Genomic DNA, 16,606 nt, shown 5'->3' with positions numbered 1-16,606 from the left:
AACTGCTGTCCCCTTGCGCTGCCGGCGCCGCCGCGCGCGGCAAAAGCGCATGGTTACGGAACCACGACCTTTTCGCGTAGGATTTATCGAGAGTTTTAAGTTAAAGGCCTGTTAAGCCGGGTTACCGCGCTGTTAACAGGCTTAAGCAAGCGTTACCGGGAACTGCGCCGCCATCCTGTGCGTGCCGCACGGCCGGAACTTCAAATCGGCACACCCAGCGCCTAAATTCGCTCCATGGCTCACGATTCCACCGACAATCCGGACGACGCACGCACGCGCAAATCGCCCCGCGGCGCGACAGCGGACGCCCCGCCCGAGAGCCTGGCCCCGCCCGATCTCGACCCCGCCAGCACCGGCGGCGAGGACGAGGACGATGCGCTGCTGCCCGACATCCTCGAGGACAGCGGCGCCGTCGGCGAGGAGCCGCTGGCGACCGGCCACGAGGCGATCGAGCGCGCGGTGCGGCTCGCCCCCACCTCGCCCGGCGTCTATCGCATGCTCAGTGCCAATGCCGACGTGCTCTATGTCGGCAAGGCCAAGAACGTCAAAAAGCGCCTCTCCAACTACGCGCGGCAGAGCGCGCCGCAGCCGGCGCGCATCCTGCGCATGATCGCGGCCACGGTGACCGTGGAGATCGTCTCGACCAACACCGAGACCGAGGCGCTGCTGCTGGAAGCCAACCTCATCAAGCAGCTGCGGCCGCGCTTCAACGTGCAGCTGCGCGACGACAAGTCGTTTCCCTACATCCTGATCACCGGCGATCATTGGGCGCCGCAGATCCTGAAACATCGCGGCGCGCAGACGCGTCCCGGCCGCTATTTCGGTCCGTTCGCCTCCGCCGGCGCGGTCAACCGCACCATCACGGCGTTGCAGCGGGCGTTCCTGATCCGCTCCTGCACCGACTCCTTCTTCGAGAGCCGCACCCGCCCCTGCCTGCTCTACCAGATCCGCCGCTGCGCCGGTCCCTGCACCCGCGAGATCGACTTCGGCGGCTATACGACGCTGGTGCGCGAGGCGAGCGACTTTCTCTCCGGCAAGAGCCACGCGGTGAAGCAGGAGCTCGCCGGCGAGATGGAGAAGGCCTCCGGCGAGCTCGAATTCGAGCGCGCCGCGCTTTACCGCGACCGTCTCGCCGCGCTGTCGGCGATCCAGTCGCAGCAGGGCATCAATCCGCGCACGGTGGAGGAAGCCGACGTGTTCGCCGTCCACCAGGAGGGCGGCTTCTTCTGCGTCGAAGTGTTCTTCTTCCGCACCGGCCAGAACTGGGGCAACCGCGCCTATTTCCCGCGCGCGGAGAAGACCTTTACGCCGGAGGAAGTGCTCGGCTCCTTCCTCGCCCAGTTCTACGACGACAAGCCGCCGCCGAAGAACATCCTGCTCTCGCACGAGATCGAGGAGAGCGAGCTTTTGGCCAACGCGCTCTCGATCAAGGCCGGCCACAAGGTCGAGGTCTCCACGCCCAAGCGCGGCGAGAAGAAGGAGCTCGTCGCCCACGCGCTGACCAATGCGCGCGAGGCGCTCGGCCGCAAGCTCGCGGACACCGCAACGCAGAGCCGGCTGCTGGAGGCCATGGCCGCGACGCTGAGCCTGCCGCATGCGCCCAAGCGCATCGAGGTCTACGACAACAGCCACATCCAGGGCACCAATGCGGTCGGCGCCATGATCGTCGCCGGCCCCGACGGCTTCGTGAAGAACCAGTACCGCAAGTTCAATATCAAGTCGGAAGGGATCACGCCGGGCGACGACTTCGCCATGATGCGCGAGGTGCTGGAGCGCCGCTTCAAGCGCCTGATCAATCCGCCCGAGGACGCCGGGGCTAAGGCCAAGGACGACGACTTCCCGCAATGGCCCGACCTCGTGATCATCGACGGCGGCCGCGGCCAGCTCAATGCGGTCAGGGAGATCTTCGCCAATCTCGGCCTGACCCAGGTGTCGCTGATGTCGGTCGCCAAGGGGCCGGACCGGGATGCCGGCCGCGAGACCCTGTTCATGCCGGAGCGCGAGGCGATCAAGCTGGAGCCGCGCGATCCCGTGCTCTATTTCATCCAGCGCCTGCGCGACGAGGCCCACCGCTTCGTCATCGGTTCGCACCGCAAGCTGCGCAAGAAAGACATCCGCGAGGCCGGTTTGCAGGAGATTCCGGGCATCGGCCCGTCACGCAAACGTGCCTTGCTGCACCATTTCGGAACCCTGAAGGAGATCGAACGGGCCTCGATCGCCGATCTCGGCAAGGTTCCGGGGGTGAGCGCCGAAAGCGCACGCAGGATTTTCGAGTATTTCCATCCCCAGCCGGGGTGAACTAAAGGGGGACCGCGGTCATAAGGGCGTCGTATCCCGCATCCCATTTGTGAGCGGGACGGTTGACCTTCAGCCTTGAGCGGTATTGGTAGGACGGATGAACATCGCCACGACACGAGGGACGACCAGCCGCGCGATGTCCCTCCCGAACATCCTGACCTATGGCCGGATCGCCGCGATCCCGGTCGTGGTCGGATGCATCTATGCGCAGTCGATCCTGGATCAGCCGCTGTGGCTGCGGTGGCTCGCGGTCGCCATTTTCATCGCGGCTGCGGTCACCGACTACCTCGACGGCTATTACGCGCGGATCTGGAATCAGCAATCGGCGTTCGGCCGGATGCTCGACCCGATCGCCGACAAGCTGCTGGTTGCCTCCTGCCTGCTGATGCTGGCCGCCGACGGCATCATCCACGGCTGGTCGCTGTGGGCCGCCATCGTGATCCTGTGCCGCGAGATCCTGGTCTCGGGCCTGCGCGAATACCTCGCCGCGCTCCGCGTCAGCGTACCCGTGACCAAGCTTGCGAAGTGGAAGACCACGGTCCAGCTGGTTGCGATCGGCTTCCTGCTCGCGGGCCCTGCCGGCGACGAGGTGGTGCCCGTGGTCTCGATGATCGGGCTGGCGCTGCTGTGGGCCTCCGCGATCCTGACCATCTACACCGGCTACGACTATTTCCGCGCCGGCATCCATCACCTCATCAAGGAGGATGAGGGATGAGGGTGAAGTATTTCGCCTGGGTGCGCGAACGCGTCGGCAAGGCCGAGGAGACCATCGAGCCGCCGGCGACCGTGCGTACCGTCGAGGAGCTGATCGCTTGGCTGTCCGGCCGGAGCGAGGCCTATGCCTATGCCTTCGAGAAGCCCAAGGTGATCCGCGCTGCAATCGATCATGCCCACGTCAAATCGGATGCCGCGATCGCCGGCGCCCGCGAGATCGCGTTCTTCCCGCCGATGACCGGCGGCTAGGCTGATGAGCTGCCCCGTCACCATCCGCATCCAGGAAGACGATTTCGACATCGCGCGCGAGATCGCGGTCCTGACAAAAAGCCGCACCGACATCGGCGCGGTGGTGAGCTTCTCCGGCATCTGCCGCGCGGACGACGACAGCAGCAAGGTCGCAGCGCTGACGCTCGAGCATTATCCGGGCATGGCCGAGGAAGAGATCAGGCGCCATGCCGACGAGGCCGTCTCGCGCTGGCCGCTCAACGGTGTCACGGTTATCCATCGCGTCGGGCGCTTCATGCCGGGCCAGAACATCGTGCTGGTGCTGACCGCCTCGCAGCATCGCCAGGCCGCATTCCAGGCCGCCGAGTTCCTGATGGACTACCTCAAGACCAGCGCCCCGTTCTGGAAGAAGGAAGAGAGCGCCACCGGCACCGGCTGGGTCGAAGCCCACGCCCGTGACGACGAGGCCGCCGCACGCTGGACCAAATCCTGATGGCAAAAGTTGCGAAAAAGACCACGCGCGGCCGCGCCGCGCCGAAGCTTGCGAAAGTGGGACCCGGCGAGCTTCTCACGCTGCTCGACTACGTCCGCTATGGGGTGAGCCGCTTCGTCGAGGCGAAGCTCGCCTTTGCCCATGGCACGACCGACCCGGTCGCGGAAGCAGCCTTCCTGGTCAGCGAGGCCCTGCATCTCAACCCCGAACAGTTCGAGGCCTTCGCCAACGCCCGCGTCACCGCCGCGGAAGGCAAGACCATCCTCGACCTCATCCATCGGCGCGTCACGACGCGCAAACCGGCCGCCTACCTCGTCAACAAGATCTACATGCGCGGCCTGCCCTTCTATGTCGATGAGCGCGTCATCGTTCCGCGCTCCTTCATCGGCGAGTTGCTCGATTCGCATTTCGGCGGCGAGGAAGGCGCCGGCGCGCTGATCGACGACCCCACGGCGGTCGAGCGCGTGCTCGATCTCTGCACCGGCTCGGGGTGCCTCGCGATCCTCGCCGCGTATCATTTCCCGAATGCCGCGGTCGATGCCGTCGATATCTCCAAGGGTGCGCTCGAGGTTGCCGCGCGCAATGTCAGCGAGCATGGCCTCGAGGAGCGGGTCAGCCTGCATCGCGGCGACCTGTTCGCCCCGCTCGGCGACGCCAGATACGACCTGATCATCACCAACCCGCCTTACGTCGATGCGGACGGCATGGCCGCGCTGCCGCCGGAATGCCGGGCCGAGCCGAAGCTCGCCTTCGATGGCGGTGCCGACGGTCTCGACGTGGTGCGCCGGATCCTGGCTGACGCCCCCGATCATCTGACGCCGAATGGCGGCTTGATCTGCGAGATCGGCCGCGGCCGCGACCTGGTCGACGAGGCCTTTCCGGAACTGCCGCTGCTCTGGCTGGACACGGAAGATTCCGAGGGCGAGGTGTTCTGGATCGCGGCCGCCGACCTCGGCTGATCCGTCACCGCGATCCCCGTCCCGCACGGAACAAGTCAAATTCCGCCACGTTCATCCCCCGACGCATTTACGCGCTCTGGGAGGATGTCCGCATGCTCGCGCCATCGGGCGAATTGCTGCGCGCCGGCGTGGCGCTCAAGCTCAATCACGTCAAGCGCGCCGCGCAATCCTACCTGCGTGACCAGACCAGCCACGCCACCGGCAAGGTCACCTCCTATGCAATGGCCGGCGGACTGTTCGCGGTTGCGGGCCTGTTCGTCGTCGCGGCATTCTTCGTGGGGCTGATCGCCCTGTATCGTTGGATCGCGATCCACTACGGACAATTCTGGGGCTTTGGCACCGTCGGGGCCGTGCTCATGGTTCTCGCTGCGGTCTGTGCGGGGGTGGCCATAATGCAGATGAGGCGCAAGGCCAGGCCGATCGTGCCGCTTGCGAGCCGGCTGCGCGTTGCGATCGCCACGCCGCGAATCCCGCGCGGAACAGTCAAGGAGGCAGTGAAGGAGGTGGCAACGACGATTCCCCTCGTGCCACTCGGACCCGGCGAACGCGATCGTGGCAGAAGTCATGCCAGACCGGTTCGCACCAACCGGCCCGTGCAGCTTGGCCTGATGCTCGCAGCGGTCGGGCTGCTGGGCGTTACGGCGGCGCGCCGGCGGCGCCACGGGCACCGGCTGGAGATGTGACGTGCTGGTGCGGCGTTCCGGGCAGATCGACAGCTGGCTGCTGGTGGCGGCGACCGCCGTCTTCGTGCTGACGGCGGAGCGCTACTTCCAGGACTCCGGCCTGGTCCGTCCGGGACCGCCGCCGGACCACCGCAACAGCGAGGCGAACTCGCCCGAAACGAACCCGGCGCGGGCGGCCGTGCAGCCCGGCCGCGGCCGGCACTCGAAAAGCCCGTTCGCAATTCCCTGGGCCGGCTGGAAGGATATCTTCTGGCGCACCTATCAGCGCATCGACGACGATCGGCTGCTGGCGACCGCAGGCGGTGTCGTGTTCTTCGGACTGCTCGCGATCTTTCCCGCCGTGACCGCGCTGGTCTCGTCCTACGGCCTGTTCGCCAATCCCTCGACCATCACCGACAATCTGCAGACGCTCGCGATGATGCTGCCCGAAGGCGCGTTCCAGATCGTCGCCGAGCAGGTCGGACGCGTCGTCTCGAACGGCAATGCGACGCTCGGCGTCACCTTCCTGGTCGGCCTGGTGCTCGCGATCTGGAGCGCCAATGCCGGCGTGAAGTCCATCTTCGACGCCCTCAACGTCGCCTATGAGGAGCGCGAGAAGCGCAGTTTCATCCGGCTCAACATGGTGTCGCTGGCCTTCACGGTCGGTGGCATCGTGGCGCTGCTGATGATGGTCGGCGCCGTCGTCGCCTTCCCGCTCGCGCTCGACCATCTCGGCATCGCGCCCGAGAGCAAGCTGATCGTGGCGCTGGCACGCTGGCCGCTGCTGTTCCTCATCCTGCTTGTGGCGCTGGGCATGCTCTACCGCTTCGCGCCCAGCCGCGACGCAGCGCGCTGGCAATGGCTGAGCGTCGGCGCGCTCGCGGCCGCCATCCTCTGGATCGCCGGATCGTCGCTGCTGTCCTGGTATCTCTCGGCCTTCGCCAATTACAACGCGACCTACGGCTCGCTCGGCGCCGCGATCGGCCTGATGATGTGGATGTGGATGTCGGCGATCGTCGTCATGTTCGGAGCCGAGCTCAATTCGGAGATCGAGCGGCAGACCTTGCGCGACACCACCACCGGGCCGCCCAGGCCGCTCGGCACCCGCGAAGCCGTCTCGGCCGACACGGTCGGCGCCGCTGCGCCGTCCTGATCGGCTGCGGCCGGGCCGGAGACCGGCCCGACCGCATCGCGCGCGTGTCAGCGCTTGGTGATCACGGCTTCCAGATATTCGCTGTGCACGACGATGGTACCGTCATCGGCGTGGTTGAACTCGCCGAGCAGCGCCAGCAGATCGCGCTTCAGCGCGGCCTGGCCGGTCTCGTCGAGCGCGGCAAACGCCTTCAGCGTCGGCCCATAGAAGGTCTTGAAGATCTCGAGCCAGTGCTCCGGCGAGCGATAGCGGAACACGAACATGCGCGGCTCGGCGGCGATCTCGGCGGCCTGGCTGCCGAACATCTCCTGGAGCCGCGCCGGCGTGCCCCACAGCGCCGGCGACTTCACCCCGGCCGGTGGCGGCAGATGCTTGCCGATGGTCTTGAACAGCTGGCCGATGAACCCCTGCGGGGTCCAGTTGGCGAGGCCGATCTTGCCGCCGGGCCTGCAGACCCGCGCGAGCTCGGACGCCGCCTTGTCCTGATCCGGCGTGAACATGACGCCGAAGGTCGAGAGCACGACGTCGTAGCTGGCGTCGGCAAACGGCAGCGCTTCGGCATCGGCCTCGCGGAATTCGATGGTGAGATGTTCGGCGGCCGCGCGCTCTCGCCCGCGCTTGAGCAGCGCCGCCACATAGTCGGTCGACGTGACGTCGCACCAGCGCCGCGCCGCGGCCAGCGTCGCATTGCCGTTGCCGGCGGCGACGTCGAGCACCTTGCTGCCGGCGCGTAAGTCGATTGCCTCACAGAGCTGCTCGCCGACGATCTGCAAGGTGGTGCCGACGACGGCATAGTCGCCCGACGACCAGGCGCCGTGCTGGCGCTGCTTGACGGCGGCAAGATCGGACTGGGCTGCGGCGGGCTTGAGTGCGGCGGATGTCGACATGAGCAATCTCCTGCGGTTGAAAACGCCGGGACGATAGGGCGCATGCGGCTCGCTGGCCTTGAGAGCGGCGTTATTTTACGCTGAGAGCACCTTGATTTCCGGATGGGAGCGAGGGGGATTTGTGACGTTTCAGTTCGAGGATTTCCTGCTCGACCCCGAGCGCCGCGAATTGCGGCAGGCGGACGCGCTCGTCGCGCTCGAACCGCAAGTGTTCGATCTGCTGACCTACCTCGTCCGCAACCGCGAGCGCGTGGTGACGCGGGACAATCTGCTCGATGCGATCTGGAACGGCCGCGTGGTCTCGGAATCGACGCTGACCAGCCGGATCAACGCAGCGCGGCGCGCGGTCGGCGACAATGGCGACGACCAGCGGCTGATCCGCACCGTCGCGCGCAAGGGCGTGCGGTTCGTCGGCGCGGTGACCGAGCTGGCCGGCGCCGCCGCCAGACCGGCCGAGACCGACGCGTGGCACGCGCCGCCGCCGGCGGGCCTGCCGCTGCCCGATCGCCCGGCGATCGCGGTGCTGCCCTTCACCAACATGAGCGGCGAGGCCGGACAGGATTATTTCTCCGACGGCATCAGCGAGGACATCATCACCGCGCTGTCGAAGCTGCGCTGGTTCTTCGTCATCGCGCGCAACTCCTCCTTCATCTACAAGGGCCGCGCGGTCCACTTGCGGCAGATCGCCGACGAGCTCGGCGTGCGCTATGTGGTCGAGGGCAGCGTCCGCAAGGATGGCGAGCGCGTCCGCATCACCGCGCAGCTCAACGACGTCGCCACCGGCAGCCATCTCTGGGCCGAGCGCTACGACCGCGAGCTCGCCGACGTCTTCGCCGTCCAGGACGAGATCACCGAGGCGATCGTCGCCGCGATCGAGCCGCAGCTCTATGCCGCCGAGAGCTTTCGCGCCCAGCGCAAGCCGCCCGACAGCATGGACGCCTGGGACCTCGTGATGCGCGCGCTCTCGCATTACTGGCGGGTGACGCGGCAGGATCACGTCGTGGCGCAGGCGCTGCTCGAAAAGGCCATCGCGCTCGACCCGAGCTACGGCAAGGCGCTCGGGCTGCTCGGCACCAGCTACATGTTCACCGCGCATATGGGCTGGATGGAGATGGCGAGCGCCATCCCCGCCGCCGAGCGCGCCGCGCGGGCGGCGATCCGCGCCGACGACGAGGATGCCTGGGCCCACAACGCGCTCGGTCATGTCCATCTGTTCGCGCGGCGGTTCGAGGACTCGCTGGCCGAGTTCGAGACCGCCCTGCGGCTCAATCCGAACTTCGCGCTGGCCCAGGGCTATCACGGCCTGGCGCTCAGCTATTGCGGCCGCTGGCAGGAGGCCGACGAGGCGGCGCGCCGGGCGATCCGGCTCAGCCCGCGCGATCCCTATGCCCCCGTCTATTTCGGCATCGCCGCCTATGCCCGCTTCCTCGGCGGCGACTACGCCGAAGCGATCCGGCTTTCGCAGGAGTCGCTGCGCCAGCGCGGCGACTTCGTCGGCGGACACCGGGTGCTGACCGCGGCCGCGGGCATGGCCGGACAGACCGGGATTGCCCACGCCGCGCTGAAGGAACTCCGCCGCGCCCAGCCGAACATCTCGCTGGCCTGGATCGCCGAGTTCATGCCGATCAAGCTTGCCGCCGACCGCGAGCGCTACCTCGAAGGCTTTCGCCGGGCGGGACTGAGCTGAGCCGCAAACAAGCCGCTATCCCCTCGAATCAACAATGATGTTAGGGTTGCGCTGCTTGGGGGAGCATGAGGCGTGACGGGACCGCACAGAGGCCCGTGTTTTCCCGGGTGAGGCAGTCAGCTCTTGAGGCGTAACGCGCGGCATGATTCGCATTTCGACGATCTTCATCGCCATCTGCATGGTTCTGGTCGCGGCCTCGCTCGGGCTGGTGCTCTATGCGGTCGCCGGCATCAGCGGAACTGAATCCGCGATCGTGGCGCTGACCGCGCTGACCTTCCTGATCCTCTACAACGCGGTGTCGATGCGGCTGCGCGACCGCAGCGATGTCGGCGGCCAGATCGCCGACCTCTCCCGCGGCACCGCCGACCTCGCCCGCCAGGTCGCCGAGTTCGGCCGCCGGCTGGCCGCTATCGAGGGGCGCATCGCCTCGTCCAACTCGACCAACTCCGACCGCATCCAGTCGGTGGTCGGCGAGATCAACGAGCTTGGCGGTCTGGTCAGGCAGCTCGCCACCACCGTGTCGGCTCATGAGGACCTCCTGGCGGGCGCCGCTCCCTCCCCCGCTCCGGTTGCAGGGCCCGAGCCGGAGGCGCCGATGGACTTGGCAGCGTTCGAAGAGCTTCCCATGGCGCCGCCGCCGCTGCCCGCAGCTCCTCCGCCGCCCCCAATGCAGCCGCGGCCGGCAGCGGCCGTTCAGACCCAGTCCGCCCATCCGGTCCAGACCGCCAACGGGCGCAACCAGACCCAATTGCTGGCGACGCTGCGCAACGCGATCGACGAGAACCGCATCGACATCTTCCTGCAGCCCATGGTGACGCTGCCGCAGCGCAAGGTGCGGTTCTACGAGGCGGTGACACGGGTGCGCGACGAGCGCGACCAGCTCATCGCCGCGGAGGAGTTCATCAGCATTGCCGAGGCCTCCGGGCTGATCGGGCGCATCGACAACATGGTGATGCTGCGCTGTGTGCAGGTGCTGCGGCGCCTGATGGTGCGCAACAAGGACGTCGGCGTGTTCTGCAACGTCGCGGCCTCCACGCTCGGCAACTCCACCACCTTCGCGCAATGCCTCGACTTCCTCGAAGCCAACCGGGCGCTGGCGCCCTCGCTGGTGCTGGAGTTCAAGCAGTCGACCTTCCGCAATCTCGGCCCGGCCGAGACCGAGAACCTCGCCGCGCTCGCCCAGCGCGGCTTCCGCTTCTCGATCGACCACGTCACGGACCTCCGGATCGAGCCGCGCGAGCTCGCCGACCGCGGCGTGCGCTTCATCAAGGTGCCGGCCGCGCTGCTGCTCGACCCCAGGCAGGCCTCGACCTCGGACATCCATCCGTCCGACCTCTCGGACCTGCTCGGCCGCTTCGGGATCGACCTGATCGCCGAGCGGATCGAGGGCGAGCGCGCGGTGGTCGATCTGCTCGATTATGACGTGCGGTTCGGCCAGGGGTTCCTGTTCGCGCCGCCCCGGCCATTGCGGCCGGAGGGGGCATCTGCTACCGGCGGGGCCGCGCCGAACCAGGCGCAGGACACTCAGGGATCCAATGGCTCCGGCACACAAAGCTCAGGCGCGACGTCATCGGCGCCTCCGCCCCAGCGTCTCACCGGCAACGCAGCTCTCGCGCGTCGCATCTGACCGGCCGCGCGCATGACCACGCTGCATTTTGCCGAAAGCCTGCGCGAGCTCGTGGGCGGCGTCGATGTCGTGCTCAGCGACATCTGGGGCGTGGTCCATAACGGCCTGGAATCCTTCCCCGAAGCCTGCGAGGCGCTGCACACCTATCGCAGCCGCGGCGGTACGGTGATCCTGATCACCAACGCGCCGCGCCCGGCCGATTCCGTGCAGCGGCAGTTGCGCAAGCTCGGCGTCGCCGACGAGACCTACGACGCCATCGTGTCATCGGGCGACCTGACCCGGCTCTATGTCGCCGAGCATCCCGGCCGCAAGATGTTCTGGCTCGGACCCGAGCGCGACAATTCGATCTATCGCGGCCTCGATGCGACGACCGCGCCGCTGGAAGAGGCCGACTACATCGTCTGCACCGGCCTCTACGACGACGAGACCGAAACCGCCGAAGACTATCGCGGCATGATGCTGAAGGCGCGCGAGCGCAAGCTCACGCTGGTCTGTGCCAACCCCGATATCGTGGTGGAACGCGGCGACCGGCTGATCTATTGCGCCGGCGCCATCGCGGAGCTCTATCGCGAGCTCGGCGGCGAGGTGATCTTCTACGGCAAGCCGCACCGGCCGATCTACGAGCGCGCCATGGCGCTGGCCGGCGAGCGCCAGGGCCACCAGATCGACCGCAGGAAGGTGCTGGCGATCGGCGATTCCGTCCGCACTGACCTCACCGGCGCGCGCGAATTCGGCATCGACTGCCTGTTCGTCACCCGCGGCATCCATGCCGAGGAGTTCGAAGGCCTCGACCAGCTCGACGCGAATACGGTGGCGGAATTGTTCGGCCATCCGCCGAAGGCGCTGATGCGCGAATTGAAGTGGTGATGGTGCAGCTCGCGCAGATGCTGCGGGCTTAGACCAATTGCTAAGCCACAATCGTCGCCGTCATGGCCGGGCATAGCTGTCCGAAGGACGGCGCCGCTTTTGCTCGCCTACGCCCCGGCCATCCACGCCTTGCTTTCTAGGGTCCAAGAACGTGGATGCCCGGGACAAGCCCGGGCATGACGATCTCTACAGAAAGCTGGTTTCGGATGAAGAGCGCGCTTACGCGCTCGCCATGTCCGGGAAGACCGCCTCGATCTTGGTCTTCAGCGTCGCCGCGTTGAACGGCTTGACGATGTAGTTGTTCACGCCGGCCTTCTTGGCCGCGATCACGTTCTCGGTCTTGGATTCCGCCGTGATCATGATGAAGGGCGTGGTGGCGAGGTTCGGATCCGCGCGCACTTCGCGCAGCAGGTCGTACCCAGTCATCGGCTCCATGTTCCAGTCGGAGATCACGAGGCCGTACTTCTTGCCGCGCATCTTGTTCAGCGCCGCCGAACCGTCGCTGGCATCATCGATATTCTCGAAGCCAAGCTGCTTCAGGAGATTCCTGATGATACGGATCATGGTGCTGTAGTCATCAACCACCAGAACCGACATCGACAAATCAACCGCCATCTCGACTCCCCCAACGCAAACCCAGGAATAATTACAATCGGAGCTCTCGGGCCGGGGCCCGTGCAGTTCCACTTTTCAAGGACTAGCACCAAGGCTTTAAACAGCGCGTTAACTGGGGCCGCCCGTGAAGAATTGAAATCCTGTTCAATCCGGCCGCCCCCGCCCCGCTTGACTTCGCCGGTCGGCTCAAGCCACGGTCCCGGCCGGTCCCGCCGGCTCGAGAATTCCCCTGATGGCCCCGCATTTTACCGTTATCCGCGACACCACGCCGGATTCCGCTATTCCCCGGGGCGCCGTGGTCGCCATGGGCAATTTCGACGGGGTTCATCTCGGCCACCGGGCTGTGATCGCGGCGGCCCTGGAAATGGGCCGCGCGCATGGCCGCCCTGCGCTGGCGTTGACCTTCGAGCCGCATCCGCGGCGGTTTTTCAGCCCCAACACCCCGCAATTCCGCCTGACGGACGAGCGGGCCAAGCTGCGGCTCCTGGCCGGTACCGGGCTTGCCGGCGCCGTGGTCATGACCTTCGACAAGGCGCGGGCCGGCACCAGCGCGCAAGATTTCATTCACCATGACCTGATCCGCCGCCTCGGCGTCAGCGGCATCGCGGTCGGCTACGACTTCCATTTCGGCAAGGGCCGGGTCGGATCGCCCGGCCTGCTTGTGAACGAGGCACCCCGGCTCGGCATCGAGGTCGACGTGCAGCCGCATGTCGATATCGACGAACGGCCGGTGTCCTCCAGCGCCATCCGGATCGCGCTCGCCGAAGGCCTGCTCGACGACGCCACCACCATGCTGGGCGCACCCTGGTTCGTCAGCGGCGAGGTGATCCATGGCGAGAAGCGCGGCCGCGACCTCGGCTATCCCACCGCCAACATCCGCCTGGATGCCAATTGCGGCCTCAAGCACGGCATCTATGCCGTCCGGGTCGGCCGTGGAGCTGAGCGGCTCGATGGCGTTGCCAGCTTCGGCCGCCGGCCGACCTTCGACAATGGCGCGCCCCTGCTCGAAATCTTCCTGTTCGACTTCAAGGGCGACCTCTACGGGCAGACGCTGGACTGCGCTTTCGTCGGCTTCATCCGCGAGGAGCTGAAATTCGACAGTCTGGAGGCCCTGATCCGCCAGATGGACGATGATTCCGCCCGTGCCCGCACTATCCTGGCCGCCGCTCCCGACGCATTTCCGCGGCTGGGCGTGATCGATTGAGGCCGAAACCGGCCTGCCGGACCTTTGCGCTTCCTCCGCCCGGCTGCTATGGAGAGCCCATGTTTGCGCGGCGCATCATAGGGATTAGCGGCCCGGCTTCCGCCTGAGCTTTGGCTCGGCGCAAGACCGGGATTTTGTCGTTTCACCCCCGCGATTCCATGTCGCCATCCGTTCCCGCGCCCTTCCGAGCCAGTCAGCCTCATGTCCGAAAAGCCGCAGAAGTCCCAAAAGTCTGAAGCCAACGACTATTCCAAAACCCTGTACCTGCCGCAGACCGAATTCCCGATGCGCGCCGGCCTGCCGCAGCGCGAGCCGGAGGTCCTGAAATACTGGAACGACATCAGTCTGTACGACAAGCTGCGCAAGGAAGCCGAGGGCCGCGCCAAGTTCGTGCTGCATGACGGCCCGCCCTACGCCAACGGCAACATCCATATCGGGCACGCGCTGAACAAGATCCTCAAGGACGTCGTGACCAAGAGCCAGCAGATGCTCGGTTTCGACTCCAACTATGTGCCGGGCTGGGACTGCCACGGCCTGCCGATCGAGTGGAAGATCGAGGAGGAGAACTACCGCAAGAAGGGCAAGCAGAAGCCCGACTTCCGCGACTCCACCGCGATGGTGGCATTCCGCAGGGAGTGCCGCGCCTACGCGACGCACTGGATCAACGTGCAGCGCGAGGAATTCAAGCGGCTCGGCATCATCGGCGACTGGGATCATCCCTATCAAACGATGAGCTATCCGGCCGAAGCGCAGATCGCGCGCGAGCTGATGAAGTTCGCCTCCAACGGCACGCTCTATCGCGGCTCCAAGCCGGTGATGTGGAGCGTGGTCGAGAAGACCGCGCTCGCCGAGGCCGAGGTCGAATACGAGGACCACACGTCAGATACGGTCTGGGTGAAATTCCCGATCACCTCGCCCGCGCATGGCGCCCTCGCCTCCGCCAGCGTCGTGATCTGGACCACCACGCCCTGGACGCTGCCCGGCAACCGCGCCATCTCGTTCTCGCCGAAGATCGCCTATGGTCTCTACAAGGTGACCGACGCGCCCGCGGACAATTGGGCCAAAGCCGGCGATCTCCTGATCCTGGCCGACGCGCTGGCCGCCGACGTGTTCAAGCAGGCGCGCGTCACGTCCTTCGAGAAGGTGCGCGACATTCCCGGCGACACGCTGGATGCGGTCGAATGCGCCCATCCGCTGAAAGGCTATGGCGGCGGCTACGACTTCACCGTGCCGCTGCTGGCCGGCGATCACGTTACCGATGACACCGGCACCGGCTTCGTCCACACGGCGCCCGGCCACGGCCGCGAGGACTTCGACGTCTGGATGGTCAACGGCCGCGAGCTCGATGCGCGTGGCATCTCGACCGCGATCCCCTACACCGTCGACGAGAACGGCGCCTACACCGCGCAGGCCCCCGGCTTCACCGGCAAGCGCGTGCTCAACGACAAGGGCGAGAAGGGCGACGCCAACGAGGCCGTGATCCAGGCGCTGATCGAGCGCGGCCATCTGCTCGCGCGCGGCCGCCTCAAGCACCAATATCCGCATTCGTGGCGCTCGAAGAAGCCGGTGATCTTCCGCAACACGCCGCAATGGTTCATCGCGATGGACAAGGACATCAGCGAGGACGGCCATGCGAAGAAGGGCGACACCCTTCGTGCCCGCGCGCTGCGCGCGATCTCGGTCACGCAATGGGTGCCCCCGTCGGGCGAGAACCGCATCAACGGCATGATCGCCAATCGTCCGGACTGGGTGATCTCGCGTCAGCGCGCCTGGGGCGTGCCGATCGCCGTGTTCGTGCGCGAGAAGGCGGACGGCTCGGCCGAGATCCTGCAGGACGAGATCGTCAACCAGCGCATCACCGAGGCCTTCATGGAGGAGGGCGCGGACGCCTGGTACATGGACGGCGCCCGCGAGCGCTTCCTCGGGTCGCGCGCCAGCGAAGACTGGAAGAAGGTCGACGACATCTGCGACGTCTGGTTCGATTCCGGCTCCACGCACGCCTTCGTGCTCGAGGACCGCCAGAACTTCCCGCAGCTCGGCAACATCGTTCGCAAGATCGACGGCGGCAACGACACCGTGATGTATCTCGAAGGCAGCGACCAGCATCGCGGCTGGTTCCACTCCTCGCTGCTGGAAAGCGCGGGCACCCGCGGCCGCGCGCCCTACGACATCGTGCTGACCCACGGCTTCACTCTCGACGAGAACGGCCGCAAGATGTCGAAGTCGATCGGCAACACCGTCGAGCCGCAGAAGGTGATCAAGGATTCGGGTGCGGACATCCTGCGCCTCTGGGTCTGCGCCACCGACTATGCCGACGACCAGCGCATCGGCCCGGAGATCCTGAAGAACACCATCGAGACCTATCGCAAGCTGCGCAACACGGTCCGCTGGATGCTCGGAACGCTGCATCATTTCAAGGCGAGCGAGAAGGTCGCTCATGCCGAGATGCCCGAGCTGGAACGGCTGATGCTCCATGAGCTCGCAAAGCGGGCCACGGTCATTCGCGCGGCTTACGCCTCCTTCGACTACAAGACCGTCGTCGCCACGCTCTCCGCGTTCCTGAACAGCGAGCTGTCGGCCTTCTATTTCGACATCCGCAAGGACACGCTGTATTGCGATCCGCCGTCCTCGGTGGCGCGCAAGGCGGCGCTGACGACGATCGACCTGTTGTGCGAGTCCGTCCTGAAGTGGCTCGCTCCGATCCTGAGCTTCACCGCCGAGGAGGCCTGGCGGATGTACAGGCCGCAGGCCGAACCGTCGGTGCATCTCACGGTGTTCCCCGATGCGATGGACGCATTCCTCGACGACAAGCTCGCCGCGAAATGGGAGACCATTCGCGACGTCCGCCGCGTCGTTACCGGCGCGCTCGAGCTCGAACGCGCCGCCAAGAACATCGGCTCCTCGCTCGAGGCCTCGCCGGTGATCTATATCGCCGACCGCGCCATGATGATGACGCTGTTCGACGTCGATCTGGCGGAGGTCTGCATCACCTCGAACTACGAGGTGCGCGAGGGCGAGGCGCCGGCGAATGCCTTCCGTCTCGATGCCGTGCCCGGCGTTGCCGTCGTGGTTGAGAAGGCGGTCGGCACCAAATGCGCCCGCTCCTGGAAGATCTCGCCGACCGTCGGCGAGGACGCCGAATACCCCGACGTCACCCCGCGCGACGCTCAGGCGCTGCGCGAATGGAAGGCGTTGGGCGTGAGCGTCTGATC

Annotated in this window: 14 protein-coding genes; 12 read left to right on the top strand and 2 right to left on the bottom strand. The window is 66.5% G+C overall.

Annotated features, from left to right (window positions below):
* Positions 1–234: 234 nt before the first annotated feature.
* The 7 genes from uvrC to A7X65_RS18730 all read left to right on the top strand — a co-directional run bounded on the left by uvrC (position 235) and on the right by A7X65_RS18730 (position 6,507).
* Positions 235–2,298 carry an excinuclease ABC subunit UvrC gene (gene uvrC / locus A7X65_RS18760; RefSeq protein ID WP_063687276.1) on the top strand — a complete coding sequence of 688 codons (2,064 nt, stop codon included), beginning with the start codon at positions 235–237 and terminating at the stop codon, positions 2,296–2,298.
* A 97-nt stretch (positions 2,299–2,395) separates the two neighbouring features.
* Positions 2,396–3,013 (top strand): CDP-diacylglycerol--glycerol-3-phosphate 3-phosphatidyltransferase, encoded by a 618-nt coding sequence (pgsA, locus tag A7X65_RS18755; protein WP_063687274.1) that lies wholly within the window; start codon positions 2,396–2,398, stop codon positions 3,011–3,013.
* Positions 3,010–3,261: a molybdopterin converting factor subunit 1 gene (moaD, locus tag A7X65_RS18750; RefSeq protein ID WP_063687272.1), complete on the top strand. Its 252-nt coding sequence runs from the start codon at positions 3,010–3,012 to the stop codon at positions 3,259–3,261. The genes pgsA and moaD overlap by 4 nt, the downstream gene beginning before the upstream one ends.
* 4 nt (positions 3,262–3,265) lie before the next feature.
* Positions 3,266–3,733 (top strand): molybdenum cofactor biosynthesis protein MoaE, encoded by a 468-nt coding sequence (locus tag A7X65_RS18745; protein ID WP_063687270.1) that lies wholly within the window; start codon positions 3,266–3,268, stop codon positions 3,731–3,733.
* Positions 3,733–4,692, top strand: a complete 960-nt coding sequence (gene prmB, locus A7X65_RS18740) for a 50S ribosomal protein L3 N(5)-glutamine methyltransferase (RefSeq protein ID WP_063687268.1) — start codon at positions 3,733–3,735, stop codon at positions 4,690–4,692. Before A7X65_RS18745 ends, prmB begins: the two co-directional genes overlap by 1 nt.
* A gap of 92 nt (positions 4,693–4,784) precedes the next feature.
* A complete protein-coding gene (locus A7X65_RS18735; protein ID WP_063687266.1) occupies positions 4,785–5,375 on the top strand; it encodes a phage holin family protein in 591 nt (196 codons plus the stop codon).
* 1 nt (position 5,376) lies between these two features.
* A complete protein-coding gene (locus A7X65_RS18730) occupies positions 5,377–6,507 on the top strand; it encodes a YihY/virulence factor BrkB family protein (RefSeq protein ID WP_063687264.1) in 1,131 nt (376 codons plus the stop codon).
* A 47-nt stretch (positions 6,508–6,554) separates the two neighbouring features.
* On the opposite strand, the gene A7X65_RS18725 is transcribed toward A7X65_RS18730, so the two are convergent.
* Entirely contained in the window at positions 6,555–7,394 is an 840-nt protein-coding gene (locus A7X65_RS18725; RefSeq protein ID WP_063687262.1) for a class I SAM-dependent methyltransferase, read from the bottom strand.
* Between the two features lie 121 nt (positions 7,395–7,515).
* Between A7X65_RS18725 and A7X65_RS18720 the strand changes: the two genes are divergently transcribed.
* The 3 genes from A7X65_RS18720 (at position 7,516) to A7X65_RS18710 (ending at position 11,575) form a co-directional block, all read left to right on the top strand.
* The gene (locus A7X65_RS18720; RefSeq protein WP_063687260.1) at positions 7,516–9,081 is read left to right on the top strand and encodes a winged helix-turn-helix domain-containing tetratricopeptide repeat protein; all 1,566 of its coding nucleotides are present in this window, start codon (positions 7,516–7,518) and stop codon (positions 9,079–9,081) included.
* Between the two features lie 142 nt (positions 9,082–9,223).
* Positions 9,224–10,708: an EAL domain-containing protein gene (locus A7X65_RS18715; RefSeq protein WP_063687258.1), complete on the top strand. Its 1,485-nt coding sequence runs from the start codon at positions 9,224–9,226 to the stop codon at positions 10,706–10,708.
* Between the two features lie 12 nt (positions 10,709–10,720).
* Positions 10,721–11,575: a TIGR01459 family HAD-type hydrolase gene (locus A7X65_RS18710; protein ID WP_063687256.1), complete on the top strand. Its 855-nt coding sequence runs from the start codon at positions 10,721–10,723 to the stop codon at positions 11,573–11,575.
* Between the two features lie 219 nt (positions 11,576–11,794).
* Here A7X65_RS18710 and A7X65_RS18705 read toward each other — a convergent pair whose 3' ends face one another.
* The gene (locus tag A7X65_RS18705; RefSeq protein ID WP_007596883.1) at positions 11,795–12,190 is read right to left on the bottom strand and encodes a response regulator; all 396 of its coding nucleotides are present in this window, start codon (positions 12,188–12,190) and stop codon (positions 11,795–11,797) included.
* Positions 12,191–12,422: 232 nt separating this feature from the next.
* Here A7X65_RS18705 and A7X65_RS18700 point away from each other — a divergent pair, with 232 nt between their 5' ends.
* Both A7X65_RS18700 and ileS read left to right on the top strand, forming a co-directional pair.
* On the top strand, positions 12,423–13,394 hold the full coding sequence (locus A7X65_RS18700) for a bifunctional riboflavin kinase/FAD synthetase (protein ID WP_063687254.1): 972 nt from the start codon (positions 12,423–12,425) through the stop codon (positions 13,392–13,394).
* A 201-nt stretch (positions 13,395–13,595) separates the two neighbouring features.
* The gene (gene ileS, locus A7X65_RS18695) at positions 13,596–16,604 is read left to right on the top strand and encodes an isoleucine--tRNA ligase (RefSeq protein WP_063687253.1); all 3,009 of its coding nucleotides are present in this window, start codon (positions 13,596–13,598) and stop codon (positions 16,602–16,604) included.
* Positions 16,605–16,606 lie beyond the last annotated feature (2 nt).

Source organism: Bradyrhizobium stylosanthis (genome assembly GCF_001641335.1).
GTDB classification, from domain to species: Bacteria; Pseudomonadota; Alphaproteobacteria; order Rhizobiales; family Xanthobacteraceae; genus Bradyrhizobium; species Bradyrhizobium stylosanthis.
Note: the sequence above shows the minus strand (reverse complement) of the source record. Positions and strands in the feature narration are given on the sequence as shown.

Coding starts and splice junctions, on each gene's coding strand:
- uvrC (WP_063687276.1), top strand. CDS start 235: ATGGCTCACGATTCCACCGACAATCCGGACGACGCACGCACGCGCAAA.
- pgsA (WP_063687274.1), top strand. CDS start 2,396: ATGAACATCGCCACGACACGAGGGACGACCAGCCGCGCGATGTCCCTC.
- moaD (WP_063687272.1), top strand. CDS start 3,010: ATGAGGGTGAAGTATTTCGCCTGGGTGCGCGAACGCGTCGGCAAGGCC.
- A7X65_RS18745 (WP_063687270.1), top strand. CDS start 3,266: ATGAGCTGCCCCGTCACCATCCGCATCCAGGAAGACGATTTCGACATC.
- prmB (WP_063687268.1), top strand. CDS start 3,733: ATGGCAAAAGTTGCGAAAAAGACCACGCGCGGCCGCGCCGCGCCGAAG.
- A7X65_RS18735 (WP_063687266.1), top strand. CDS start 4,785: ATGCTCGCGCCATCGGGCGAATTGCTGCGCGCCGGCGTGGCGCTCAAG.
- A7X65_RS18725 (WP_063687262.1), bottom strand. CDS start 7,394: ATGTCGACATCCGCCGCACTCAAGCCCGCCGCAGCCCAGTCCGATCTT.
- A7X65_RS18715 (WP_063687258.1), top strand. CDS start 9,224: ATGATTCGCATTTCGACGATCTTCATCGCCATCTGCATGGTTCTGGTC.
- A7X65_RS18710 (WP_063687256.1), top strand. CDS start 10,721: ATGACCACGCTGCATTTTGCCGAAAGCCTGCGCGAGCTCGTGGGCGGC.
- A7X65_RS18705 (WP_007596883.1), bottom strand. CDS start 12,190: ATGGCGGTTGATTTGTCGATGTCGGTTCTGGTGGTTGATGACTACAGC.
- A7X65_RS18700 (WP_063687254.1), top strand. CDS start 12,423: ATGGCCCCGCATTTTACCGTTATCCGCGACACCACGCCGGATTCCGCT.
- ileS (WP_063687253.1), top strand. CDS start 13,596: ATGTCCGAAAAGCCGCAGAAGTCCCAAAAGTCTGAAGCCAACGACTAT.